This is a genomic window from Massilia sp. Bi118 (assembly GCF_918697865.1).
GTDB lineage: Bacteria > Pseudomonadota > Gammaproteobacteria > Burkholderiales > Burkholderiaceae_D > Telluria.
In genome coordinates, this window is the sequence record NZ_CAKKMV010000001.1 from 508,351 (window position 1) to 533,459 (window position 25,109).

At 63.4% G+C, this 25,109-nt stretch carries 21 protein-coding genes; 4 read left to right on the plus strand and 17 right to left on the minus strand.

What is annotated here, in order from left to right; translation table 11 throughout:
• Positions 1-43 precede the first annotated feature (43 nt).
• The 16 genes from LQV39_RS02300 to LQV39_RS02375 all read right to left on the minus strand — a co-directional run bounded on the left by LQV39_RS02300 (position 44) and on the right by LQV39_RS02375 (position 18,903).
• Positions 44-922: a DNA-3-methyladenine glycosylase 2 gene (locus LQV39_RS02300; RefSeq protein ID WP_230019999.1), complete on the minus strand. Its 879-nt coding sequence runs from the start codon at positions 920-922 to the stop codon at positions 44-46.
• On the minus strand, positions 919-1,818 hold the full coding sequence (locus LQV39_RS02305; protein ID WP_230020000.1) for a DMT family transporter: 900 nt from the start codon (positions 1,816-1,818) through the stop codon (positions 919-921). Before LQV39_RS02305 ends, LQV39_RS02300 begins: the two co-directional genes overlap by 4 nt.
• Before the next feature lie 268 nt (positions 1,819-2,086).
• Positions 2,087-3,160, minus strand: coding sequence for a M48 family metalloprotease (locus LQV39_RS02310; protein WP_230020001.1), 1,074 nt, complete (start codon positions 3,158-3,160; stop codon positions 2,087-2,089).
• A 17-nt stretch (positions 3,161-3,177) separates the two neighbouring features.
• Entirely contained in the window at positions 3,178-3,627 is a 450-nt protein-coding gene (gene dut / locus LQV39_RS02315; protein WP_230020002.1) for a dUTP diphosphatase, read from the minus strand.
• A gap of 47 nt (positions 3,628-3,674) precedes the next feature.
• Complete coding sequence (gene coaBC, locus LQV39_RS02320) at positions 3,675-4,898, minus strand: bifunctional phosphopantothenoylcysteine decarboxylase/phosphopantothenate--cysteine ligase CoaBC (protein ID WP_230020003.1); 1,224 nt, start codon at positions 4,896-4,898, stop codon at positions 3,675-3,677.
• The gene (gene lspA, locus LQV39_RS02325) at positions 4,895-5,413 is read right to left on the minus strand and encodes a signal peptidase II (RefSeq protein WP_230020004.1); all 519 of its coding nucleotides are present in this window, start codon (positions 5,411-5,413) and stop codon (positions 4,895-4,897) included. Before lspA ends, coaBC begins: the two co-directional genes overlap by 4 nt.
• A gap of 11 nt (positions 5,414-5,424) precedes the next feature.
• Positions 5,425-8,313: an isoleucine--tRNA ligase gene (gene ileS / locus LQV39_RS02330; protein ID WP_230020005.1), complete on the minus strand. Its 2,889-nt coding sequence runs from the start codon at positions 8,311-8,313 to the stop codon at positions 5,425-5,427.
• An 80-nt stretch (positions 8,314-8,393) separates the two neighbouring features.
• On the minus strand, positions 8,394-9,365 hold the full coding sequence (locus tag LQV39_RS02335; RefSeq protein ID WP_230020006.1) for a bifunctional riboflavin kinase/FAD synthetase: 972 nt from the start codon (positions 9,363-9,365) through the stop codon (positions 8,394-8,396).
• Positions 9,366-9,484: 119 nt separating this feature from the next.
• Positions 9,485-10,714 (minus strand): tetratricopeptide repeat protein, encoded by a 1,230-nt coding sequence (locus LQV39_RS02340; protein ID WP_230020007.1) that lies wholly within the window; start codon positions 10,712-10,714, stop codon positions 9,485-9,487.
• 69 nt (positions 10,715-10,783) lie between these two features.
• Positions 10,784-11,215 carry a biopolymer transporter ExbD gene (locus tag LQV39_RS02345; RefSeq protein WP_230020008.1) on the minus strand — a complete coding sequence of 144 codons (432 nt, stop codon included), beginning with the start codon at positions 11,213-11,215 and terminating at the stop codon, positions 10,784-10,786.
• 81 nt (positions 11,216-11,296) lie between these two features.
• Complete coding sequence (locus LQV39_RS02350) at positions 11,297-11,725, minus strand: biopolymer transporter ExbD (RefSeq protein ID WP_230020009.1); 429 nt, start codon at positions 11,723-11,725, stop codon at positions 11,297-11,299.
• Positions 11,726-11,728: 3 nt separating this feature from the next.
• Entirely contained in the window at positions 11,729-12,646 is a 918-nt protein-coding gene (locus LQV39_RS02355) for a MotA/TolQ/ExbB proton channel family protein (RefSeq protein WP_230020010.1), read from the minus strand.
• A gap of 84 nt (positions 12,647-12,730) precedes the next feature.
• The gene (locus LQV39_RS02360; protein ID WP_230020011.1) at positions 12,731-13,393 is read right to left on the minus strand and encodes an energy transducer TonB; all 663 of its coding nucleotides are present in this window, start codon (positions 13,391-13,393) and stop codon (positions 12,731-12,733) included.
• A 558-nt stretch (positions 13,394-13,951) separates the two neighbouring features.
• Entirely contained in the window at positions 13,952-15,478 is a 1,527-nt protein-coding gene (locus LQV39_RS02365; RefSeq protein WP_230020012.1) for a SpoVR family protein, read from the minus strand.
• Positions 15,479-15,491: 13 nt separating this feature from the next.
• Entirely contained in the window at positions 15,492-16,763 is a 1,272-nt protein-coding gene (locus LQV39_RS02370) for a YeaH/YhbH family protein (protein ID WP_230020013.1), read from the minus strand.
• Between the two features lie 217 nt (positions 16,764-16,980).
• Complete coding sequence (locus LQV39_RS02375; RefSeq protein ID WP_230020014.1) at positions 16,981-18,903, minus strand: PrkA family serine protein kinase; 1,923 nt, start codon at positions 18,901-18,903, stop codon at positions 16,981-16,983.
• Between the two features lie 579 nt (positions 18,904-19,482).
• Here LQV39_RS02375 and LQV39_RS02380 point away from each other — a divergent pair.
• Genes LQV39_RS02380 through LQV39_RS02395 form a run of 4 tightly spaced genes read left to right on the plus strand, consistent with a single transcriptional unit; the run spans position 19,483 to position 24,840 of the window.
• Positions 19,483-20,496 (plus strand): adenosine deaminase, encoded by a 1,014-nt coding sequence (locus LQV39_RS02380; RefSeq protein WP_230020015.1) that lies wholly within the window; start codon positions 19,483-19,485, stop codon positions 20,494-20,496.
• Between the two features lie 10 nt (positions 20,497-20,506).
• On the plus strand, positions 20,507-23,038 hold the full coding sequence (locus tag LQV39_RS02385) for an ABC transporter permease (RefSeq protein ID WP_230020016.1): 2,532 nt from the start codon (positions 20,507-20,509) through the stop codon (positions 23,036-23,038).
• 14 nt (positions 23,039-23,052) lie between these two features.
• Positions 23,053-23,499, plus strand: a complete 447-nt coding sequence (locus LQV39_RS02390) for a group II truncated hemoglobin (protein WP_230020017.1) — start codon at positions 23,053-23,055, stop codon at positions 23,497-23,499.
• Positions 23,500-23,508: 9 nt separating this feature from the next.
• Positions 23,509-24,840, plus strand: a complete 1,332-nt coding sequence (locus LQV39_RS02395; RefSeq protein ID WP_230020018.1) for a DNA recombination protein RmuC — start codon at positions 23,509-23,511, stop codon at positions 24,838-24,840.
• Here the strand turns inward: LQV39_RS02395 and LQV39_RS02400 are convergent, their stop codons facing one another.
• Positions 24,841-25,107 (minus strand): PAAR domain-containing protein, encoded by a 267-nt coding sequence (locus LQV39_RS02400; protein WP_230020019.1) that lies wholly within the window; start codon positions 25,105-25,107, stop codon positions 24,841-24,843.
• Between the last annotated feature and the right edge of the window lie 2 nt (positions 25,108-25,109).

Here is a 25,109-nt window from a genome sequence, read left to right on the forward strand (position 1 = left end):
ATCGAAGTGTAATGAAAATCGGGCGTTAATGCAGCGTCCGCTTTCACGCGCTCAGGCTGGCCCAAAGATGGGCGGCAGCCATCGTCCGATGCGGGCGATATGTTGCGAGAAAGGCCGCGGCTTCCGCCAGATTCGGACGTTCCGCGGAACCGAGCAGGCGGCCGATGGCGGTACGCACGGCCACGTCGCCTTCGAGCGAGCAATCGGCGAAGCCATAGCCGCGCAGCAGCGCGTAGTTCACTGTCCAGGGGCCGATCCCTTTCACCGCCAGCAGGCGCTCGCTGACCGTAGGCAGGTCGGCGTCGCGCGCCAGGTCGAGCGCGCCTTCGTCGGCCAGGCGGGCCAGGCGCAGCAGGGTCTCGGCCTTGGCACGCGAGAACTTGCGGCTCGTAAGATCCTCGAGTTCGAGGCGGGCGGCATCCGCGGCTTCCGGATAGCACCACAGGCCGCCCGGATGGGCGCGGCCGGCCAAGGAAATGAAGGTGCGCCGCAAGGCAATCGCGAAACCCAGGTTGATCTGCTGGCCGATGATGGCCCAGCTCAGGGCCTCGAAGATGGTGGCGGACTGGATCACGCGCAGGCCAGGTTCGCGCGCCACCAGCGGCGCGAACAGCGGGTCGTCCCGCACGGCGGTCTCGAAGGGCTCGGGAGCGATGCGCAGGCCCAGCACGTTGCGCAGGATGTCGTCGAGCTGCGCCGGGGCCAGCGCGCCGTCGGCGTCTGCGGTGCACAGGGCCTGGCCGGGCCGCGCACCCAGGTCGATCGCCAGCGCGACCGGCACGCCGTCCACCATCACGCCTTTGCGGATGCACTCGCCATCGATGCGCTCGGCCAGGCCTTCGGCATCGCGGCCGTGGAAGCTGAAGAGATCCTGCCGGCGGTAGTCCTGCGGCAGGTCGATGGCCAGTTCGACCTTGTTCATTTGCTGGCGGCCGGCGCCGCGGCCGTACGACGCTTGATGCGCGGCACGAAGCCCGTCACCAGTGCGGTGCCGACCAGCGTGATCGCGGAGCCGGCGATGGTGTACCAGCCGACCGTCTCGCCGAGGAAGAGCGCGCCCCACAGGATGCCGAAGACAGGATTCAGGAAGGTGACCGTCAGCGCGGAGGTGGTGCCGACTTCCTCGATCAGGCGGAAGTAGAGGATGTAGGCGATGCCGCTGCACAGCACGCCCAGCGCCACCACGGCGCCGACGATGCCGGCGGTGGGCTCGCCCGTCATCGGGAAGAAGGACAGCACCGGCAGCACCATGATGCTTGATGCCCACATGGTGCCATGCGCATTCGCGAAGGGTTCGACGCTTTTCGCCGCGCGCGCGTACTGGCTGGCGATGCCGTAGCTCAGGCTTGCTGCCAGCGCGGCGATCACGGCGAGGCCGGCGCCCGGCTTGCTCGACACATGATCGAAGCCGACCAGCAGGGCCACCCCTAGAGTCCCCAGCAGCAGCCCGACAGCGGTGCGCAGGCCGATCGCATGGCGGGTCCACACGGCGCCGACCAGCGCGCCCCACATCGGCGCGGTGGCGTTCAGCACCGACAGCACCGAGGCGGACAGCGTGCGCGCGCCAAACGCAAACAGCAGGAAGGGCAGGGCCGAGTTGAAGAAGCCGAGGATGAAGAAATGCTTCCAGTTGGCGCGCAGGTCGAGGCGCTTCTTCAGCACGAAGCCGACGATCGCCAGGAACAGCGCCGCGAACAGCACGCGGAACTCGATCAGCACCGCCGGCCCGAGCACGGGCGCGCTGATGCGCATGAAGAGGAAGGAACCGCCCCAGATGGCGGCAAGCAGGATGAGGCGCAGCAGGTTGGCGGTGTTCATTGCGGTCTTCTTGGTTGGAGCGCAGGCATGATGGCCTGGCTCTGCGGCTTTGCGCTTCCTGATTCTTGCGATTGAATCCGGGAGGCGGCCGGGGAATTGGCAATGATACAAGCAATGCGGGATGGTTGCTGACGGCCCGGGACTTATAAACGTCATTCCCGCGAAGGCGGGAATCCAAGTTTGTGTGCGTAGCCGTAACGTATGCCAGCGGCCCGCGACGAACTTGGGTCCCCGCCTGCGCGGGGACGACGGTCTTGAAGCTAAAGGCTCAGGGCACCAGCGCCTTCTTCGCCTTCTTGTCCGCCTTGATCTCCGCCTGCGCTTTTCCAATCGCTGCCAGGCGTGCCGCCAGCGCCGGGTGATTCGCGTTGTACCCGTTCAGCACCGTGGCCGGGTAGGTTTCGTTCAGGCGCTTCCAGAAGTTGTCGGCGTCGTCGACGTCGTAGCCGGCGCGGGCGGCCAGGTAGAGGCCGAGGCGGTCGGCGGCGGCGTCCATCTCGGGCGGCATCGCCTTGATGCCGCCGCTGCCGATCAGCATCGAGGTGTCCGGCGTGACGCTCTTGAGGTTGTCGATGATGCTGCCGATGGTGGAGACGTTGCGCTGCGCAGCAGCGTGGCCGAGCATGTTGTGGGCCATGGTCTTGGCCAGCACATAGGCCAGTTCTTCATCGTTGCGGGTGAAGGCGATCATGCCGCGCGTGACCAGCACGCGCGAGCCGTCGGCATAGGCGTTGACGTTGTCGGCGTTACCGAGTTCGATCGCGAAGGCGCAGGCGCGCGTGACCGGGATCGACAGCTGGCGCTCGCTGTTGCGGCGTTCGACCGTCAGCGGCAGCGCGGCCTGGGAGGCGGTGATCTTGTTGAAGACAGCGCCGGCCTGGCTCAGCGCATGCTGGCCGGTCGGCAGCGGCTTGCCGGCGGCGGCCAGCAGCACGTCGCCGGTCTGCAGGCCGGCCTTGGCGGCGCCGCTGCCGGTCAGCACGCTGGTGACCTGCAGGCGCTCGTCCATGCCGAACGCCAGGTGCGCGGCTTCGTTGTAGTCGCCCGGGTAGGACCAGCGGTTCTTGGCGGTGAAGCCGAGCAGGGGCCGGGCCTGGCCCTTGCACAGTTCGGCGTTGTGGATGAGGAGCGGAGAAGCGGCCTTGTACAGGCGGTTCTGCAGGTCGGCCATCTTGCTGAGCGTGTCGGCGGCGGCGGCCATCTGCGGATTCAGGCCGGGCGCTTCTGGCGTGCGTTCGACGACGCGCGGTGCGGTACCGGGCTGCTGCGGCGCCTGGGTGGCGCAGCCGGTCAGCAGAAAGGCGGTGGCGGCCAATACGGCCGCAAGGCGAGTGGCGCTCATAAGCTCCTCATGTCATTTTATTGTTTGCCGGTGCTGCCGAAACCGCCGGCGCCCCGGTCGCTCGATGCGAATTCCTCCACGACCTTGAAACCAACCTGAACGACGGGAACCACGACCAGTTGCGCGAGCCTGTCCATCGGCTGCAGCGTGAACGCGGACTGCCCCCGGTTCCAGGTCGAGACCATCAGCTGGCCCTGGTAATCGGAGTCGATCAAGCCTACCAGATTGCCGAGAACGATGCCGTTCTTATGGCCGAGCCCGCTTCGCGGAAGGATCATGGCCGCATGGCCCGGATCGGCGATGTGGATGGCGAGGCCGGTCGGCACCAGCACCGTCTGTCCCGGTTCGAGCGTCAGCGGGGCATCGATGCAGGCGCGCAGATCCAGGCCCGCGCTGCCGCCGGTGGCGTAGGCGGGCAGGAAGTCCTTCATGCGCGGGTCGAGAATCTTGAGGTCTACTTGTTTCATGGAGAGCGGTGCGTTGATGGGTAAATCAGGGGTGGTTCAGGGGTGCGTCAAGTAAGCAGCGAGCGCTGTTCGAGGCGCTTGGCGATTTCGGAGACCAGCTGGCGCGCCAGCTGCAGCTTGCCCGCCTGCGGCAGCACGGTGTGGCCGCTGTCGTCGAACAGCACAATCGCATTCTCATCCTGCCCGAAGGTATGGTGGCCGATATTGCCGACCAACAAAGGGATGCCCTTCTTTTCGCGCTTGGCGGCGCCGTATTCGATCAGGTTTTCCGACTCCGCGGCAAAGCCCACGCAGTAGGGCCAGCCGTTCAGCGACGTGGTGCCGGCCACGGTCGCGAGGATGTCCGGGTTCTGCGCGAACTGCAGCTGCGGCGTGCCGCTGCCGTCCTTCTTGATCTTCTGTTCGCTGGCATTCTCGACGCGCCAGTCGGCCACCGCCGCCACGCCGATGAACACGTGCTGGCCGTGGATGCCGGCCATGACGGCGTCCAGCATCTGCTGCGCGCTTTGCACGTCGATGCGGCGTACGCCGTGCGGCGTCTCCAGCGCGGTGGGGCCGGACACCAGGGTGACTTCGGCCCCGGCTTCGCGCGCGGCGCGCGCCACCGCATAGCCCATCTTGCCGGACGAGAGATTCGTGATGCCGCGCACCGGGTCGATCGCCTCGTAGGTCGGGCCGGCCGTGATCAGCACGCGCTTGCCCGCCAGGAGCTTGGGCTGGAAGGACGCCACCAGTTCCTCGAGCAGCTCGTTCGGCTCCAGCATGCGGCCCATGCCGGTCTCGCCGCAGGCCTGGGAGCCGGCGGCCGGGCCGAAGATGCAGACGCCATCCTCGCGCAGTTGCGCGACGTTGCGTTGCGTGGCCGGCTTGTCCCACATCTCGACGTTCATGGCCGGCGCCACCAGCAGCGGCACCTGGTTCGGGCGCGCCAGGCACAGCGTCGACAGCAGGTCGTCGGTGGCGCCGTGGGCCAGCTTGAACAGGAAGTCGGCCGAGCAGGGCGCCACCAGGATCGCATCGGCGTCGCGCGTCAGGTCGATGTGGGCCATGTTGTTGGGGATGCGGCCGTCCCACTGGTCGGTGTAGACGGTGCGGCCCGACAGGGCCTGCATCGTCACCGGGCCGATGAAGTGGGTGGCGGCCTCGGTCATCACGACCTGCACGCTGGCGCCTTCCCTGGTCAGCGCGCGGCACAGCTCCGCGGCCTTGTAGCAGGCCACGCCGCCGGACAGTCCGAGGACGATCTTCTTGCCCTTCAGCTGGGTGGTCATTTGTTCACCCGGCGCAGTTCGTCCACGATGAACAGGATCGCGCCGATGGTGATCGCGGTGTCGGCAATATTAAAGGCCGGGAAGTGGCCCACGCCGGACAGGTGGAAGTCCAGGAAGTCGATCACGTGGCCGTAGGCCAGGCGGTCGATCAGGTTGCCCAGCGCGCCGCCCATGATCAGGGCCAGGGCCCAGCAGAACATCCTCTGGCCGGCATGCTTGCGCAGCAGGTAGAGGATGAAGACGACCGCGCCGATGGCGATGGCGGCGAAGAAGTATTTCTGCCAGCCGCCCTGGTTGGACAGGAAGCTGAAGGCCGCGCCCGGGTTATAGGCCAGCACCAGGTTGAAGAAGCCGGTAATCGGCTTCTCTTCGCCATGCATGAACATGCGCGTGATCGTGATTTTGCTGATCTGGTCGAGCAGGATCACGATGAAGGCGATGCCCAGCCAGGGCGTCAGGCTGGCCCCGCCGCTGGATTTGACGGCGGTGAACGAGGATTTCTTCTTGGTTGCCATCTCTATCCTTATCAAGCGAAGCGGCGCGGCTCGCCGCTGCCGAACAGGTTGCTCGTGCAGCGTGCGCACAGGCCCGGATGGGCTGCGTCATGGCCGACGTCGCGGCGGTAGTGCCAGCAGCGCTCGCACTTATCAAACGTCGACGGCGTCACCGTGACCGCTTCCTGGGCCGCGTCTTCGGCTTTTTCCACGCTTGCCTGCGAGGTGATGAAGACGAACTTCAGGTCGTCGTCCAGGCTCGCCAGGGCGTCGTACTTGTCGCCGGCAGCCTTGAGCGCCAGTTCCGCCTGCAGCGAGGAGCCGATGGCGCCCGAGGCGCGCACTTCTTCCAGCTGCTTGGTGACGTCGGTGCGCACGGCGCGCAGCAGCGTGTACTTGGCCAGCAGGGCTTCACGGTCGGCGATCTCCGGGAAGTTCCAGAGCGTCTGGGTGAAGATGGTCTCGTCGCTGTCCGCGAAGGCTTTTTCGCCCGCGAACACGGCCCAGGCTTCCTCGGTGGTGAAGGACAGGATCGGCGCCATCACACGCAGCAGGCTGTGCGCGATGTGCCACAGCGCAGTCTGGGCCGAGCGGCGGGCCAGCGAATCGACGCCGGTGGTGTACAGGCGGTCCTTCAGGATATCGAGGTAGAAGCCGCCCAGGTCTTCCGAGCAGAAGTTCTGCAGGCGTGCGACCACCGGGTGGAACTCGTAGCGCTCGAAGTGCGCCGCGATGTCGCTTTGCAGGCGAGCGGTCTCAAGCAGCGCGTAGCGGTCGATCTCGAGCATCTCGGCCACCGGCACGGCGTTCTTGATCGGGTCGAAGTCCGAGGTGTTCGCCAGCAGGAAGCGCAGGGTGTTGCGGATGCGGCGGTAGGACTCGGTCACGCGCTTGAGGATCTCTTCGCCGATCGACAGCTCGCCGGTGTAGTCGGTCGAGGCCACCCACAGGCGCAGGATGTCGGCGCCCAGGGTATCCGAGATCTTCTGCGGCGCCATCGTGTTGCCCAGCGACTTCGACATCTTCTTGCCGTTCTCGTCGACCGTGAAGCCGTGGGTCAGCAGGGCTTTGTACGGCGGACGTCCGTTCAGCATGGACGAGGTCAGCAGCGACGAGTGGAACCAGCCGCGGTGCTGGTCCGAGCCTTCCAGGTAGAGGTCGGCCGGGAACGCGGACTGCTGTTCGTGCGAGCCGCGCAGCACGGTCTGGTGGGTGGTGCCGGAATCGAACCAGACGTCCAGGGTGTCGCGGTTCTTTTCGTAGGTCTCGGCATCGTCACCCAGCAGCGTACGAGGATCAAGCTCGTGCCATGCGTCGATGCCCTTCGCTTCGATCAGCTTTGCCACCTGCTCCAGCAGTTCCGGGGTGCGCGGGTGCAGCTCGCCGGTCTCCTTGTGGATGAAGAAGGCCATCGGTACGCCCCACTGGCGCTGGCGCGACAGGGTCCAGTCCGGACGGTTCGCGATCATGCCGTGCAGGCGCGCCTGGCCCCAGTCCGGGAAGAACCTGGTCTCGTCGATGCCGGCCAGCGCGGTCTCGCGCAGTGTCGGGCCGCCATCCTTCGGGGTGACGTCCATGCCGGCGAACCACTGGCTGGTGGCGCGGTAGACGATCGGGGTTTTATGGCGCCAGCAGTGCATGTAGCTGTGGTCGAACATCTTGAGTTCGAACAGGGCGCCGGCTTCGGTCAGGGCCGAGCAGATCGGCTTGCTGGCTTCCCAGATCGTCATGCCGCCGAACAGCGGCAGGGTGCTCGCGAAGCGGCCGTCACCCATCACCGGTTTGAGGATCTCGTCGTCCTTCATGCCGTGGGCTTTGCAGGACTGGAAGTCTTCCAGGCCGTAGGCCGGCGCCGAGTGGACCACGCCGGTGCCGCTGTCGGTGGTGACGTAGTCGGCCAGGTAGACCGGCGACAGGCGGTCGTAGAACGGATCGGCCGCGTGCAGCGGGTGCTTGAAGCGGATGCCGGCCAGGCTGGCGCCTTCGGTCGTGGCGACGACTTCGCCCTCGAGCTTGTAGCGCGCCAGGACCGATTCGGCCAGGTCCTTCGCCAGGATCAGCAGCAGCGGCTTGCCTTCTTTTTCGGCTTTGACCAGCGCATACGTCACTTCCGGGTGCACGTTCAGCGCCTGGTTCGACGGGATGGTCCACGGGGTCGTGGTCCAGATCACGATGAAGCCATCGCCTTCCGGCAGTGCGCTCAAGCCGAACGCGCTTGCCAGCTTTTCCGGCTCGGCAAACGGGAAGCCGACGTCGATCGCCGGGTCGCGCTTGTCCTGGTATTCCACTTCCGCCTCGGCCAGCGCCGAGCCGCAGTCGAAGCACCAGTTGACCGGCTTCAAGCCGCGGTACACATAACCCTTCTCCAGCAGCTTGCCGAGGGCGCGCAGCTCGTCGGCCTCGTTACCGTAGGCCATGGTCATGTAGGGGTTGTCCCATTCGCCCAGCACGCCCAGGCGGATGAAGCCGGCGCGCTGGCGGTCGATCTGCTCGAGCGCGTAGGCGCGGGCCTTCTGCAGCACTTCGGCGGTCGGCAGGTTCTTGCCGAACTGTTTTTCGATCTGGATCTCGATCGGCATGCCGTGGCAGTCCCAGCCCGGCACATAGGGGGCGTCGAAACCGGCCATGGTACGCGATTTGACGACCATGTCCTTCAGGATCTTGTTGACGGCGTGGCCCAGGTGGATGTCGCCGTTGGCGTACGGGGGACCGTCATGCAGGATGAACTTCGGACGGCCGGCAGCCGCCTTGCGCACGCGTTCGTAGATCTTCTTGTCCTGCCACTGCTTGACCCAGCCCGGCTCGCGCTTGGCGAGGTCGCCGCGCATCGGGAAGGCGGTGTCGGTCATGTTGACCGGGTATTTGCTGTCGGGTTTGTTGCCTTGCTTGGCGCCTTTCGGGCCGTTCTTCGTATCGGACATAGGATTCTTCTAAAGTGAAATGCTGTTGTGCGTGACGTGACGCCAGGCCGCGGCAAGCGGCCTGACCGTATCGTTCACGTTCAAATTCGGTCGGTGGCGGTGAGGGCGGACCTGCGCTGGGCGAACCAGGCGCGCGCCTGCTGGGCGTCGCGGTCGATGGCGGCAGTCAGCGTCGGCAGGTCGATGTATTTTTCTTCGTCGCGCAGCTTCTTCAGGAATTCGACGCGCACCAGTTTGCCGTAGCAGGACTGGTTCCAGTCGAACACGTGGACTTCGAGCAGCATGCGGCCCGCATCCTCGACGGTCGGGCGCACGCCCAGGCTGGCGACGGCCGGCAGCGGTTCATCCGCGAGGCCATGCACCTGCACCACGAAGATGCCGGCCAGGGCCGGGCGGTGGGCGACGCGCAGGTTCAGGGTCGGGAAGCCCAGCGTGCGGCCCAGCTTGGCGCCATGGATCACGTGGCCCGACATCGAATACGGGTGGCCGAGGAGGGCGCGGGTGGCGTCGAAATCGCCGGCCGCCAGTGCGGCGCGCACGGCCGAGGAGGAGATGCGGGTCGAATCGTGGAGCACGGCCGGCAGGCTGTGGACTTCGAAGCCGAATTCCTTGCCGGCCTCAAGCAGCTGGGCGACGTTGCCGGCGCGCCTGGCGCCGTAGCAGAAGTCGTCGCCGACCATCAGCCATTTCACGTGCAGACCTTCGACCAGCACTTTTTCAGTGAACGCCTGCGGCGACATCGAGGCGAAATGCTCATTGAAATGTTCGACGATGACGCGGTCGACGCCGGCCTCGGAGAGCGATTCCAGCTTGTCGCGCAGGTTGGCGATACGGGCCGGGGCCTTCGATAGATCGTTGGCACGGCGGGCGAAGTATTCACGCGGATGCGGCTCGAAGGTCATCACGGCGGATTCCAGTCCGAGGCGGTGCGCGGCTGCGGTCACGTGCGCCAACAACGCCTGGTGTCCGCGGTGGACACCGTCGAAGTTGCCGATCGTGAGTGCGCAAGGGGCGCGCGCCCTGTCGTTGGGAAGTCCGCGAAATACCTTCATTGGATGATTCGTGCTCCGAGGCGAAATACCAGATTATACGGCAACCCGCAGGAAACAAAAAAAGCGCCCCCTGCTAGGCAGGGCGGCGCTTTTCCGCTTAAGCGAGGCTAAGTCTGAACTCAGGCTGCCGGCTTGTTGATTGCCATGATGAAGTAACGGGCCAGTTCGGCGGTACCTTCCTTGCCGCCCACACCTTTCAGGGTGCTGATGGCCTGCGCCTTCTTGCCGGCCACGGCATAGGCTTCGCCCAGGTGCAGCTTGACTTCGTCCGGATACTTCAGATCGCCGGCCTTGATGGCGGCTTCCATCATCTTCAGGCCCTTGTCGCTCTGGCCCGACTGGACCAGCGCGTAGCCCAGGGTAGCCAGGCCGTCGTGGTCGCCGGCCTTGGTCATTTCGGCTTCGTCTGCAGCCAGGGTCTTGTTCTGCTCGGCCAGATTCTTCTCGGCCAGGTCCTTCAGGCGCTGGTGGCGGGCGGCGTCCGGGCCGGTGCCCAGGGCGCCTGCCTTGTAGCCCTTGTCGATGACCTTGATGGCTTCGGCCGGTGCTCTTGCCTGCAGGACGAGCTGGGCCATTTCCATGAACTCGCTCGGCTTCTTCATCAGGTTGTTGGCCAGTTTCAGGCGCCAGACGTCAACCGAGAGGCGGCTGGAGAAGTTAGGCTTGCCCTGCACGCGGTTCAGCAGGTCGGTCCAGTAGCGCGCGCTCGGATAGTTGGCGGCCAGCTTCTCGATGGTGTTGACGTAGCCTGCCTTGTCGTTCTTCTTCAGCTGGATGTTGGCCAGCATGCCCAGCATGTCTTCGCTCATCGCGCCGCGCTTCTCGGCGTTGCGCAGTTCGTTTTCAAGCGCGGTGACGTTGCCCTGCTTGTAATAGTTTTGCATCAGGTAGGCGCGCAGTTTTGGATCGTCGCGCTCTTTGAGCTGCTTCTCGATCGCGGCGTTCGCCTTGCCCAGGTCGCCTGCGCGCATGTAGATGCCGATCAGGCCTTCCGAGAACTGGGCTTTTTCCTGGCTCGACAGCTTGCCGGAGCCGATCAGGTACTCGAAGGACTTGGCGGCGGTGTCGTAATCGCCGGCAGCCGATGCGGCGCCTGCGCGGGTACGTTCGATCAGGTAGGTTTCATTCGCGGATTTGCCGCTGACGCTGTCGAGTTGACGCAGCTTGTTCAGGGCATCTTTGTTCTTGCCCGACTTCATCAGTTGCTGCGCTTCCTGCAGCGGCTTGCCGATTTCCGGGCGGACAGTTTCGGCGGCGTAAGCGGGGGCCAGGCCAACAACCGGAACAGCGGCGGTAAAGCCGAGGGCGGCGAAGGCAAGGCTGAGGTGTGCGAGGCGGAACTTGATCATTATCGGAATTCTTTCTTCAAAATAGACACGGCAGGGAATCCCTGCCGTGTTCATTATAGCCAAAGCTAATTACTGGAACTGTTCGTTACCGACCATACCGATCTTGGTCACGCCCAGACGCTGGGCCGAAGCCATCACGCCTGCCACGACCTTGTATTCGACCAGTTTGTTCGGACGCAGGTGCACTTCCGGCTGATCAGCCTGGGCCGCCACGGCGGACAGCTTCGATTCAAGAGTGGCGCGATCGGGGACGGGGACGTTATCCCAGAGGATAGTGCCGTCGAAGTCCACGTCGATCGTGATCACTACGGGTTCCTTGGTCGGCGGCGGCGGATTGCCAACCGGCATGTTCAAGTTGACCGAGTGATTCTGCTTCGGAATGGTGATGATCATCATGATGATCAGCACCAGCATGACGTCAATCAGCGGCGTCATGTTCATTTCCATCATCGGTTCCGGATCTGCTCCTTTAGCTCCGGAAGAACCAACGCTCATAGACATGGTGTTTCCTTTCAAATCTTGGGGATCCGCCCGATGCCGGCAATACCGGCATCGAGCGGAAGGGTTGGGCCTTTGTCAGGTTTAACCCTTGTCAGGCGGTTCAGTGATGAAACCGACCTTCTGAACCCCGGCACGCTGGGCCGTGTACAGCACCTTGCCGATGAATTCGTAGCGGGTTTGCTGGTCGCCACGAATCTTCACTTCCGGCTGCGGGACCTTCACCGATTCCTTGCTCAGGAAATCGAACAGCTCATCGGTGTTGGCCAGGCGCTTCTGGTTCCAGTACATTTCGCCATCTTTGTTGACGACAATGTTCACGTCTTCCGGCGTGGTTTTAACAACCTGGTTGGTCTCGATCGGCAGGTTAATCTTCTGCAGGTGGAGGACGACCGGGCTGGTGATCAGGAAGATGATCAGGAGAACCAACATGATGTCCACGAGGGGCGTCGTGTTGATCTCCGACATCACGGTATCTTCATCTCCGCTATCGGAGCCGACACTCATCGACATGGTTTAACCAACCTTTTTAGTACCAGCTGCGCGGGCAGCTTCCGAGGTGTGCATGGCGCCCGAGATCAGGACCGAGTGCACGTCGGCGCTGAACGAACGGACGTCTTCCATTGCGGTCTTGTTACGACGGACCAGCCAGTTGTAGCCCAGAACGGCCGGAACTGCAACGAACAGACCGAATGCGGTCATGATCAGTGCTTCACCCACCGGACCTGCAACCTTGTCGATCGATGCGTTACCCGACATACCGATACCGATCAGCGCGTTGTAAATACCCCAGACGGTACCGAACAGACCGATGAACGGTGCGGTCGAGCCGACGGTTGCCAGGAACGACAGGCCATCTTGCAGACGCGACTGGACTTTGTCCACGGCGCGCTGGATCTGCATGGTGGTCCAGGTCGACAGGTCGATCTGCTCGAGCAGGGCGCCGTCGTGGTGCTGGGTTGCCTTGGTGCCGGTTTCAGCGATGAAGCGGAACGGCGAGCCATTCGACAGTTGAGCCGAGCCAGCAGCGATCGACGGTGCTTTCCAGAACTTCTGGTTGGTTTCCTTCGACTGCTTGAAGATCTTCATCTGGTCCAGCAGCTTGGTGATGATGATGTACCACGAACCCATCGACATCAGGGCCAGGATGATCAGGGTGCCGCGCGACACGACGCCGCCAGCCCAGACGGCTTCGAAGCCGTACGGATTCTCGACTTCTTCGGTCTTGCCAGCTGCGGCCGGAGCGGCTGCTGCCGGTGCTGCAGCGTCGGCTGCCGGCGCTGCTGCAGGTGCAGCTGCGTCAGCGGCCGGGGCGCTTGCCGCTGCCGATGCCGGGGCGTCGGCGAAGGCCGGTGCCGACACCAGTGCCGAAGCGGCCGTAACCGAGAACAGGACAGCCGCCAGCAGAGCGGACAAACGGGTATTCTTAAACATGCTTCCTCCAAAAATTTAAAATGAACTGTTCGCTGAACAGATGACAACGAAAATCACAATTTGAGACGATCCTGCTGCCTCGGGTTAGTCCAGCGTCCAGACGTACTGCACAGGCTGCGAGGATTCTACCGCTTGGCCGTTCTCAGTTGCCGCTTTGAATCGGCATTTGCTCAAGGCTGCCATTGCTGCCTTGTCCAGGTCTCGGAAGCCGCTCGATTTCTGAATCGAAGCTCCCTGCACCGAACCGTCTGCTGCGATCTTGAACAGGATGGTCGAAACACCTGTTTCTTCGTTACGCAGCGACGATTTCGGGTACTCCGGTTTCGAACACGTATTGAAATCCACCACTGCTGCAGTCCGTGCCGGGCCTTTCGGTGCGGCGGGTGCCGGTGGCGCCGGAGGCGCTGGCGGCGTGCGGTTGAGTTCAGTAGTCGCAGGCTTTGCCTGCGTCGTGTTAGCGATCACATTCTGTTGCGGCGGTGGCGTCTGCACCTGCACTTCGACCGGCGGGATGAATGGAGGCGGCGGGGCCTTCATTTCCGGCGGCGGAGGCGGGGGCGGCGTTTCCGGCGGTGGCGGCGGTTTCACGTCTTCGACAATCTTGGTTTCCACTGCCTCGGCCATCTTGGTGACCATCCGCTTACCGAGACCAGTAACGATCCCGTAAGCAACGATCAGGTGCAAGACGATGACAATGGCGATACCAGTGACGTTTTTCCCGGGGTTCTTCTCGTGCGAAAAATTCATCCTGCTTTCTCCAATACCAACCTTTTTTGTTGCTACTTAAACCCACAAAACACGACAAAAAGCTCAGAGCCGCATCCGGGACATCGGCGAATTATACCTACGAATTCTTTTTTGCACATACATTTTTATACCTTCAAAGAGGGGCTAACTGCCTGTAAAACCAAGCAAACAAGCTCATCAGTTATGAGGGTCCGTAGGGTGCATGATGCGGAATGTACTTAGTTATTTTGCAACATTAATGATCACCCTTTCTTGATGTGTAGAAGATGAGGCTGGTTTACGCATTTCGCCAAATTTTCGATGCTGCTTTTGCCAGCTGGCAAATATCATATGATCGATTCGTGGCGTTTCTGCAAACTATAGCCAGATTCATCAAGGTGGGGCGTACTGTTGAAACGACTTCTCCCTTGTGGTAAGGGGAACAGTCATAAGAGGCACTTATGTGCAGACACCTCTTTGATATGGCTCAGCAGCCACGGAGAAAATTTTTTGCGTTGACACAGAAAAAAAGCCTGCTCTTAAAGAGCAGGCTTGTTGGCGCGACGCCGTCAGCGGCGTTCAATAGCGGGCGCGCTTCTCGCGGCGGCATTCGAGGCTGCTGACCACGCGGCCGGAGGGGTCCACCGTTTCAAGGCGGACGTCGAAGCCCCAGAGCCGGGCCACGTGCTTGAGCACTTCATGCGCCTGCTGGTTCAGCGGACGGCGCTGGAACTGGGTATGGCGCAGGGTCAGGGCGCGGTCGTCGCGGGTGTTGACCTGCCAGACCTGGATATTCGGCTCGCGGTTGCCCAGGTTGTACTGCTCGGCCAGCTGCTGGCGCACGTAGCGGTAGCCCTGCTCGTCGTGGATAGCCGAAATCGTCAGCTTGTCGCTGCGGTCGTCGTCCAGCACGGCAAAGAAGTGGAAGTCGCGGATCAGTTTGGGCGACAGGTACTGGGCCACGAAGCTCTCGTCCTTGAAATTGCGCATCGCAAAGTCGAGGGTCTTGATCCAGTCGCTGCCGGCAATGTCCGGGAACCAGGCGCGGTCCTCATCCGTCGGGTCTTCGCAGATCCGCTTGATGTCGGTCATCATCGCGAAGCCGAGCGCATAGGGATTGATCCCATTGTAATAAGGACTGGTCGCGGCCGGCTGGAAGACCACGTTGGTATGGCTCTGCAGGAACTCGAGCATGAAGCCGTCGCCGACGATCCCCTCTTTATATAGTTCCTGCAGGATGGTGTAGTGCCAGAAGGTAGCCCAGCCCTCATTCATGACCTGGGTCTGGCGCTGCGGGTAGAAGTATTGGGAGATCTTGCGCGTGATGCGCACCAGCTCGCGCTGCCAGGGTTCCAGCAACGGGGCGTACTTCTCGATGAAGTAGAGCAGGTTTTCCTCGGGCTCGGGCGGGAAGCGCATCGGGGCGGCATCGCGCTGGGCCTCTTCGCGCCGCGGCAGGGTGCGCCAGATCTCGTTCACCTGCGACTGCGCGTATTCTTCGCGTTCTTTCTGGCGGTTCTGTTCCTGGGCGACCGACAGCTTGGCCGGGCGCTTGTAGCGGTCCACGCCATAGTTCTGGATCGCATGGCAGGAATCGAGCAGTTCCTCGACGGCGTCGATGCCGTGCCGCTGCTCGCATTCGGCAATATAGTTCTTGGCAAAGACCATGTAGTCGACGATGGCGTCGGCGTCGGTCCAGGTGCGGAACAGGTAATTGCCCTTGAAGAAGGAGTTATGGCCGTAGGCCGCGTGCGCGATCACCAGGGCCTGCATCGTCAGGCTGTTTTCCTCCATCAGGTAGGCGATGCAGGGATTGGAGTTGATCACGATCTCGTAGGCCAGTCCCATCTGGCCGCGGCGGTAGCTCTTTTCCGTGCTCAGGAAATGCTTGCCGAAGGACCAGTGGTTGTACGAGACCGGCATGCCCACCGAGGTGTAGGCATCCATCATCTGTTCGGCGGTGATGATTTCGAGCTGGTTGGGGTAGGTGTCCAGGCCGAACTTCCTGGCCACCCGGCGGATTTCCTCGTGCGCCTGCTCGATCAGGTCGAAGGTCCACTCCGACTGGTCAGGCAAGGCGCGCGGGTTTTTCGGATCTCTTGGCATGAGCGGGCCTCGTCTACTTGGGCTGCTTCTTGAACAATTCGCGGAACACCGGATAGATGTCGGCCGGCGTCACGATCTTCTGCATCGCGAAGTTCGCATGCGTGGTCGCGACCTCGGAATACTGCTCCCACAGGTTTTGCGGAGGGCCGTCCGTGATCTCGACATAGGTGTAGTACTGCACCCGCGGCATGATGGCATTGGTCAGGATCTGTTTGCACAGGACCGAATCGTTGTCCCAGTTGTCGCCGTCGGAGGCCTGGGCCACGTAGCTGTTCCAGTCGCCGCTGCTGTAGCGCTCGCTGATCACCTTGCTCAGCAGATGCAGCGCCGAGGACACCACGGTGCCGCCGGATTCGCGCGAGTGGAAGAAATCGTTCTCGTCGACCTCGGCCGCAGCGGTGTGGTGGCGGATGAAGACCACGTCGATCTTCTCGTACACGCGCTTGAGGAAGAGGTAGAGCAGGATGAAGAAGCGCTTGGCCGTGTCCTTGCGGCTCTCGTCCATGGAGCCGGACACGTCCATGATGCAGAACATCACGGCCGCGGTCGAGGGCTTCGGGATCTTGATCCGGTTGCTGTAGCGCAGGTCGATCGGATCGATGAAGGGAATCGCCAGCAGCCGCGTGTGCAGGGCATGGATCTTGTGCTTCAGTTCGAGCACGCGCGGGTCGTCGGGATCAAAGCCGAGCGCCTTGATTTCCTCGAGCTCTTCTTCGAGTTTCGCCAGGGTTTTCTTGCTGGGGCCGCCGACCGCGATGCGCCGGCCGAGCGCGCCGCGCAGCGAGCGCAGCACGTGGATGTTCGAGGGCGTACCGGAGATGTTGTAGCCGGCGCGCTGGTTCTTGAATTCGACGACCTGGGTCAGCTGCGTCTTGACCATGTTCGGCAGCTCGAGGTCCTCGAAGAAGTAATTCATGAATTCTTCGCGGCTCAGTTCGAAGATGAAGTCATCCTCGGTGGTCTGCTCGCTGTTGCCGGCACGGCCGCGGCCGCTGCCGCCACCGCCGCCGCGCGGACGGTTGATCTGGTCGCCTTTCTGGTATTCGGTGTTGCCGGGGTTGACGACTTCCCAGACACCCCCGTGGGCGTGCCCGAAATGCGGCTCGCTCACATCCTTGACGGGGATCGAGACCTTTTCGCCATTTTCGATGTCGGTGATCGAGCGACCCTTGATCGCCCGGCCGACCGCATCCTTGATCTGCGCCTTGTAGCGGCGCAAGAAGCGTTCGCGGTTGACCGCAGACTTGTTCTTGCCCTGCAAGCGTCGGTCGATGAGGTAAGTCAAAACAGGCCTCCTGCTCAAATTCGCGGCGGGCCGGAAACTAACCGGTACCCTATATTAACGCGCTTTGGGTAGGGGCGTGATAAACCTGCTGCGCGTCGCCCAGGCGGCCTGCGATGCTCGCCGTACCGTAGTACGGCTGCGCTTCTCGGCCACCTGGACTTCCGCTCGCTACGGTTTCTCAAGCCCCTGTGACGCTAACTCAAAGCGTGCAAGTCTCTTATGACGATTTGCGCACGCGGAGGTACCACTCGCACAACAGACGAACCTGCTTCGGCGTGTAACCCTTCTCCACCATGCGCGCCACGAAGTCGGCGTGCTTGGTCGCGTCTTCCGTGCTGGCCTTTGCATTGAACGAAATGACGGGCAGGAGTTCCTCGGTATTCGAGAACATTTTTTTCTCGATCACGGTGCGGAACTTTTCGTAGCTCGTCCAGGCCGGATTCTTGCCGCCGTTCGTCGCACGGGCGCGCAGGGCAAAGTTGACGATTTCGTTTCGGAAATCCTTCGGGTTCGAGATGCCGGCCGGCTTCTCGATCTTCTCGAGCTCGGCGTTCAGCGATTCGCGGTCGAAGCTCTCGCCGGTGTCCGGATCGCGGAACTCCTGGTCCTGGATCCAGAAGTCGGCAAAGGTCACGTAGCGGTCGAAGATGTTCTGGCCGTACTCGGAATAGCTTTCCAGGTAGGCGGTCTGGATTTCCTTGCCGATGAAGTCGACGTAGCGTTGCGCCAGGTGTTCCTTGATATAGGACATGTAGCGCTGCTCGGTCTCGCCGGCAAACTGCTCGCGTTCGATCTGCTGTTCGAGCACGTAGAGCAGGTGCACCGGGTTCGCCGCCACTTCGGTGTTGTCGAAGTTGAAGACCTTGGACAGGATCTTGAACGCGAAGCGCGTCGACAGGCCGTTCATGCCTTCGTCCACGCCGGCGTAGTCGACGTATTCGTGCATCGACTTGGCCTTCGGATCGGTGTCCTTCAGGTTCTCGCCGTCGTACACCAGCATCTTCGAATAGATGCTGGAGTTTTCCGGATCCTTCAGGCGCGACAGGATCGCGAACTGCGCCATCATGCGCAGCGTGCCCGGGGCGCAGGGCGCTTTATCCAGCGAGGAGTTGCGCAGCAGCTTGTCGTAGATCTTGATCTCGTCGGAGACGCGCAGGCAGTAGGGCACCTTGACGATGTAGATACGGTCGAGGAATGCCTCGTTGTTGCGGTTGTTGCGGAAGGTCTTCCACTCCGATTCGTTCGAGTGCGCCAGGATGATGCCTTCGAAGGGGATCGCGCCGAAGCCTTCCGTGCCCTTGTAGTTGCCTTCCTGGGTCGCGGTCAGCAGCGGGTGCAGGACCTTGATCGGGGCCTTGAACATCTCGACGAATTCCATCAGGCCCTGGTTGGCCAGGCACAGGCCGCCGGAATAGCTGTAGGCGTCCGGATCGTCCTGGGAATAATCCTCGAGCTTGCGGATGTCGACCTTGCCGACCAGCGAGGAAATGTCCTGGTTGTTCTCGTCACCCGGTTCCGTCTTGGCGATCGCGATCTGCTTGAGGATGGACGGATAGCGCTTGACCACGCGGAACTTGTTGATGTCGCCGCCGAACTCGTGCAGGCGCTTGACCGCCCACGGGCTCGGCACGTTGCGCAGGTAGCGGCGCGGGATGCCATAGTCTTCTTCGAGGATGGCGCCGTCCTCTTCTTCGCTGAACAGCCCGAGCGGCGATTCGTTCACCGGCGAGCCCTTGATCGCGTAGAAGGGGATCTGCTCCATCAGGTGCTTGAGCTTTTCGGCGATCGACGATTTGCCGCCGCCCACCGGGCCCAGCAGGTAAAGGATCTGCTTGCGTTCTTCCAGGCCCTGGGCCGCATGGCGGAAATAGGAAACGACCTGCTCGATCACTTCCTCCATGCCGTAGAACTCCCGGAAGGCGGGATAAATCTTGATGACCTTGTTGGCGAAGATGCGCGACAGGCGCGGGTCGAGGCGGGTATCGACCAGGGTGGGGTCGCCGATGGCGGCCAGCATGCGCTCCGGAGCGCTGGCGTAAGTCAGGGGATCCTTCTTGCACAGTTGGAGGTACTCCGTCAGGGAGTATTCCTCTTCCCGGGTACGCTCATAGCGGGCTGCGTAGTTATCAAAAATGGTCATGTGAATGTCCTCTAATGTGCTAACACTGATCACTGTCGCGGCAGCCGATGAAAGACGGCTGTCCAGGCCCCGTTCCGGCATCGAAGCTGTGTGGGGTCGCCGTCTGCATTCGAGAGGTCAGGCCGTGCAGCCTGACGTGGAAGCGGAGGGCGATTTTCTTGTTCTCGACCGGTATGGCCACCGGCTTGTTAGCGCCCGCTGAGAGCGTCTTCTTACGCTTATGAAATTTATTATGTGCCTATTAGTTCCCGAAGTCAAAACAGTGTCGTGAGTTGCATGTCAATGGTGGTAAGTCTATGAAAATAAAGAAAAAAACAGCCATTTTGACGAGCCTGCCGATTCAGTCTTGACGCCGCTTTTCGGAGTCTTGGCGAGGTCATGTTGGCGGGGCTTTTGACCCCGGTTGACTACGTCATGTTTATCAAAAGGTAAGTAGATAGTGCACCAACTTGCTAAGCAGTGGCGCACGCGTATCGTGCCGTCTTTCTATAAAATTCCAGAGTGAAATGACCCTCGGCGGCGCATGCGCTACACTTTCCTTTCGAGGCGTTTATCGCCGGTCCAACGTGGAGATCCCCGATGCTGAATGAAGAGCTGCGCCGCACCCTGACGGCGATGCCGAAGGCAGAATTGCACATCCATATCGAGGGCTCTTTGGAACCCGAGTTGATTTTTGAGCTAGCGCAAAGGAACGGTGTTTCCCTGGCTTATCCCTCCGTGGAAGCGTTGCGGCAGGCGTACGCCTTCAGCGATCTGCAATCCTTCCTCGATATTTATTATGCAGGCGCCAGCGTGCTGCTCACCGAGCAGGATTTCTACGACATGACCGCGGCCTACCTGCAGCGCGCGGCGGCGGACAATGTGCGCCATGCCGAGATCTTCTTCGACCCGCAGACCCATACCGCGCGCGGCATCGCCATCGAGACCGTCATCAACGGGATCTGGCGCGCCTGCCAGGACAGCCCCGTGAGCGCGAGCCTGATCCTGTGCTTCCTGCGCCACCTGTCGGAAGAAGAGGCGATTGCCACCCTCGAAGATGCGATTCCCTGGCGCGACAAATTCATCGGCGTCGGCCTGGATTCGTCCGAGGTCGGCCACCCGCCGGAAAAATTCGCGCGCGTGTTCGAGCGTGCCCGCAATCTCGGCCTGCACCTGGTGGCGCATGCGGGCGAGGAGGGCCCGCCGGCCTACATCGAAAGCGCATTGGACGTGCTGAATGTGGAGCGCATCGACCACGGCGTGCGCTGCCTCGACGATCCGGCCCTGGTCGAGCGCCTGGCGCGCGAGCAGATGGCGCTGACGGTGTGCCCGCTGTCGAACATCAAGCTGCGCGTGTTCGACGTGATGGGCGAGCATAATCTGCGCCGCCTGCTCGACGCCGGCCTGGCCGCCACCGTCAACTCCGACGATCCGGCCTACTTCGGCGGCTACGTCAACGATAATTACCTGGCTGCCTTCGAAGCCCTGCCACTGGACGCCTCGCATGCGCGCCAGCTCGCGCGCAACAGCTTTGCCGCCGCCTTCCTCGAGCCCGAGCAGAAGCGCGCTTACCTGGCCGAAGTCGACCGCTTTTTCAGTGAGACCCCTCAGTGAGGCCCACCCAATGCTGATGCAATCCCTGCGCATGACCGCGCGCGACTGGCGCGCCGGCGAGCTGCGCTTCCTGCTGGTGGCCCTGGTGGTCGCGGTGTCGGCACTGACCGCGGTCGGCTTCTTCGTCGACCGTATGCGATCTAGCCTGAACCGCGACGCCCACCAGCTGCTCGGCGCCGACCTGCTGATCAACGCCGACCAGCCGCTGCGCCAGGACTGGCGCGACGAAGCTGCGAAGCGTGGCCTGCTGCTGGCCGATACCGTGACCTTCCCCAGCATGGCGCAGGCAGGCGAGGGCGATGCCTCGCAGGCCGTGCTGGCGTCGGTGAAGGCGGTGTCGTCCACCTATCCGCTGCGGGGTCAGTTAAAAATCACGACCAGCGCCGACGATGCCAGCGAAGCGCTGGGCGACGCCACCCATGACACGCCGGCGCCGGGCACGGTCTGGGTCGACGTCAACCTGCTGCCGGCTTTGAAGGCGAAGATCGGCAGCAGCATCCAGCTGGGCGACAAGCGCTTCAGGATCGCGCGCCTGATCGCCTCCGAGCCGGACCGCGGCGCCTCGTTCTCGAACTTCGCCCCGCGCGTGATGCTGGCCATGGCCGACCTGAAGGCCACCGGCCTGGTCGACAACTACGCCCGCATCACCTACCGCATGCAGGTGGCGGCAAAGTCGCCGAACGACCGCGCGACGGTGGCCGGCTACGAACAATGGCTGCGCGAACGGATGGCCGCCGACAATGTAAAAGGCGTGCGCATCGAGACCCTGGAAAACGGCCGTCCCGAGATGCGTTCGACCCTCGACCGCGCCGAGCGCTTCCTGGCCCTGGTCGGCCTGCTGTCGGCGATGCTGGCGGCGGTAGCGGTCGCGATGGCGGCGCGCCGTTTCATGCAGCGCCACCTGGATTCGGTGGCCATGCTGCGCTGCCTGGGCATGACGCAGAACGAGGTCGGCGTGCTGTTCCTGATCGAGTTCGCGCTGGTCGGCCTGGCCGGCAGCGTACTGGGCGTGCTGGTCGGCTTCGGCGCGCATTACGTGCTGCTCGAACTGATCGGCAATCTGATCCCGACCGAGCTGCCGCCGGTGTCGCTGCTGCCGGCGCTGCAAGGCGTCGCCACCGGCATGCTGCTGCTACTCGGCTTCGCGCTGCCGCCCGTCTTGCAATTGCGTAACGTGCCGCACAACCGCGTGATCCGCCGCGAGCAGGCGCCGCCCAAGCCGATGGCGCTGGCCACCTATGGCCTCGGCACCGCCGTCTTCATCGGCCTGCTGCTGTGGCAAGCGGGGGACCTGAAACTGGCGCTGCTGATCGCCGGCGGCTTCCTTGGCGGCCTGGCCGTGTTCGCGCTGGTCGGCTGGCTGGCGCTGCTTGGCTTACGCAGCCTGCGTGGCGTGTCGAAGAACCAGGGCTGGCGCTTCGCCATCACCTCGCTGCAGCGCCGCCCCGGCGCAACCGTGGTGCAGATCGTCTCGCTGTCGCTGGGCCTGATGGCGCTGCTGGTGCTGACCGTGGTGCGCGGCGACCTGATGGAAGCCTGGCGCGTCGCCACCCCGCTTGACGCGCCGAACCGCTTCATCATCAACATCCAGCCCGACCAGAAAGCGGGCGTGGAGAAGAACATCCGCGCGGCCGGCGTCGGCGATCTCATGCTGTACCCGATGATCCGCGGCCGCCTGGTAGCGGTCAACGGCAACCCGATCACCGCCGGCACCTATACGGACGAGCGGGCGAAAGCGCTGTCCGACCGCGAATTCAATCTCTCCAGCGTCAAGGATCTGCCCGAAGCGAACGACATCGTGGCCGGCCAGTGGTACCGCGACGCACCCGGCGTGGCCGAAGCCTCGGTCGAGCAGGGCATCGCGCAGACACTGCGCCTGAAGCTGGGCGACACCGTGCGCTTCGACATGGGCGGCCTGCTGGTCGACGCCAGGATCACCAGCCTGCGCAAGCTCGAATGGGGCTCGATGCGCGCCAATTTCTTCGTCATCATCAATCCGGCCGCCATGAAGGACGCGCCGACCACCTACATGACCGCCTTCCACCTGCCTGCACGCGGCGTCGGGCTGGCGAACGCGCTCACGCGGCAGTTCCCGAACCTGACCGTGATCGACGTCAGCGGCATCATCCGGCAGTTGCAGGACGTGCTCGACCAGGTCGTGACCGCGGTCGAGTTCCTGTTCCTGTTCACGCTGGCCTCCGGCGTGCTGGTGCTGTACGCGGCGCTGATGGGATCGACCTCCGAGCGCACCCGCGAAGCCGGCCTGCTGCGCGCGCTGGGCGCCACCCGCGGCCAACTGGCGACGGCGCAGCGGATCGAATTCGTGCTGGTGGGTGGCCTGTCCGGCCTGCTGGCGGCGAGCGGCGCGGCGGCGCTTGGCTGGGCGCTGGCCGAGTACCAGTTCAAGTTCCCCTGGCATTTCGAGCCGCAGGTCTGGGCGGCCGGGCTGCTGGTGGGCGCCGCGTGCGCGCTGGTCGGCGGCTGGCTTGGGCTGCGGAATGTGTTGCGGCAGCCGCCGCTGCAGACGCTGCGCGAGGCCTGAGATAAAATGGGAAGATGCAAGAATCTCAGAATCCCCCACAGGACCAGGACGCGGCGCAGGAGCAGGAGCAGGAGCAGAATCAGCGCACCGCCTATGAACTGATCGGCGGCGAAAGCCGCCTGCGCGAACTGGTCGACCGCTTCTACGACATCATGCAGCTGGAGGCCGACTTTGCCGGCATCCACGCCATGCACCCTGTACCCAACGACAGCTCGCGCGAGAAGCTGTTCATGTTCCTGTCCGGCTGGCTGGGCGGGCCGAACCTCTTCATCGAAAAATACGGCCACCCGATGCTGCGCGCGCGCCACCTGCCGTTCGCGATCGGCACCACGGAGCGCGACCAGTGGCTGCGCTGCATGGCAATGGCGCTCGAAGACCTCGGCTACGACTACGACCTGCGCCTGCGTCTGATGGGCGCGTTCTACCAGACCGCCGACTGGATGCGCAACCGACCGCACTAATCTACAAACATGTCCACCATCGAGTTCATCGTTCTCGCGGCCGGCCTGCTGGCCGTGCTGGCGCTGCAGTTCGTCGTCTTCACACGCAGCAAGCGCACCGACGGCTCCGCCCACGCCTTCGAGCGCCTGGAGCGCGAACTGCGCCACGAACTGCAGGCCAGCGCCCAGGCCACGCGCCAGGAAATGGCCAACCACCTGGCGCAGAACCAGGCCGCCACCGCCCAGCAGCTCGAAGCGATGCGCCAGCAGATCCAGTTGCACGCTGCCGGCGGCCGCGAGGAGCAGGCGCGCGCTTTAAAGCGCTTTGCTGACGGCATGAACACGGCCATCGCCACGCTGACCGAATCGAACGCCCAGCGCATGCTGGAAGTGCGCGGCACGCTCGAGACCAAGATCCGCGACCTGCAGGCCGACAATGCGCGCCGCCTGGAAGAGATGCGCCAGACCGTCGACGAGAAGCTGCATGCGACGCTGGAGACGCGCCTCACCGAATCCTTCCGCCAGGTGTCCGACCGCCTCGAGCGCGTGCACCAGGGCCTGGGCGAGATGCAGCAGCTGGCCGTCGGCGTGGGCGACCTGAAGCGCGTGCTGACCAATGTGAAAACGCGCGGCACCTGGGGCGAGGTCCAGCTCGAAATGCTGCTCGAGCAGGTGCTGACCGTCGACCAGTACGCCAAGAACGTCGAGACCGTGGCGGGCACCAACGCCCGTGTCGAATTCGCGATCAAGCTGCCCGGCACGGTCGAGGGCGGCCCGCCGCTGTGGCTGCCCATCGACGCCAAGTTCCCGAAGGAGCAGTACGAGCGCCTGGTGGAAGCGGCCGACATCGCGGATGCCGACGGCGTCCTGCGCTTCGGCGCCGAGCTGGAACGCGCGGTGCGCAACGAGGCGAAAACCATCTGCGAAAAATACGTCTCGCCGCCGCAGACCACCGACTTCGCAATCCTGTTCCTGCCCACCGAAGGCTTGTACGCCGAGGTGATGCGTCGCCCCGGCCTGGCCGACGACCTGCAGCGCACGCTGCGCGTGACCATCGCCGGTCCGTCGACCTTGACGGCGCTGCTGAACAGCCTGCAGATGGGCTTCCGCACCCTGGCGCTGGAAAAGCGCTCGTCCGAAGTGTGGCAGGTGCTGGGCGCGGTGAAGACCGAGTTCGGCAAGTTCGGCGACGTGCTGGCCGCGACCAAGACCACGCTGGAGCGGGCGGCCAAGAATATCGAGAATGCCGAGGTGCGCAGCCGGCAGATGGCGCGCAAGTTGAAGTCGGTGGAGGCGTTGCCGAGTGAGGCGGCGCAGTTGATGTTGGGTGGTGCGCCCGCGGACGGCGACGACCTGGCTTGATCATTCGCCGCCGTAATCTCCCGTCGTCGGAATCAGTGTCGCGCCGCATGTCGTCTTGTGGCCGTCGTGCGCAACTTCGATCCCGTCGATGACGTGATGCGGGTCGCCTTCTGCGATCGTGCAGTTGTCGTGGCCCTTGATGGGACAACTGCACTTGTCCCCGACGCGGGCGACCGGGATGCCGTCGACCGTGAAGTGCGTGGCACTTACGCTTTCGACCTTGCCGCCGTGTGAGGTCGGGTCGCCCAGACGGATGACGTTGCGCATCG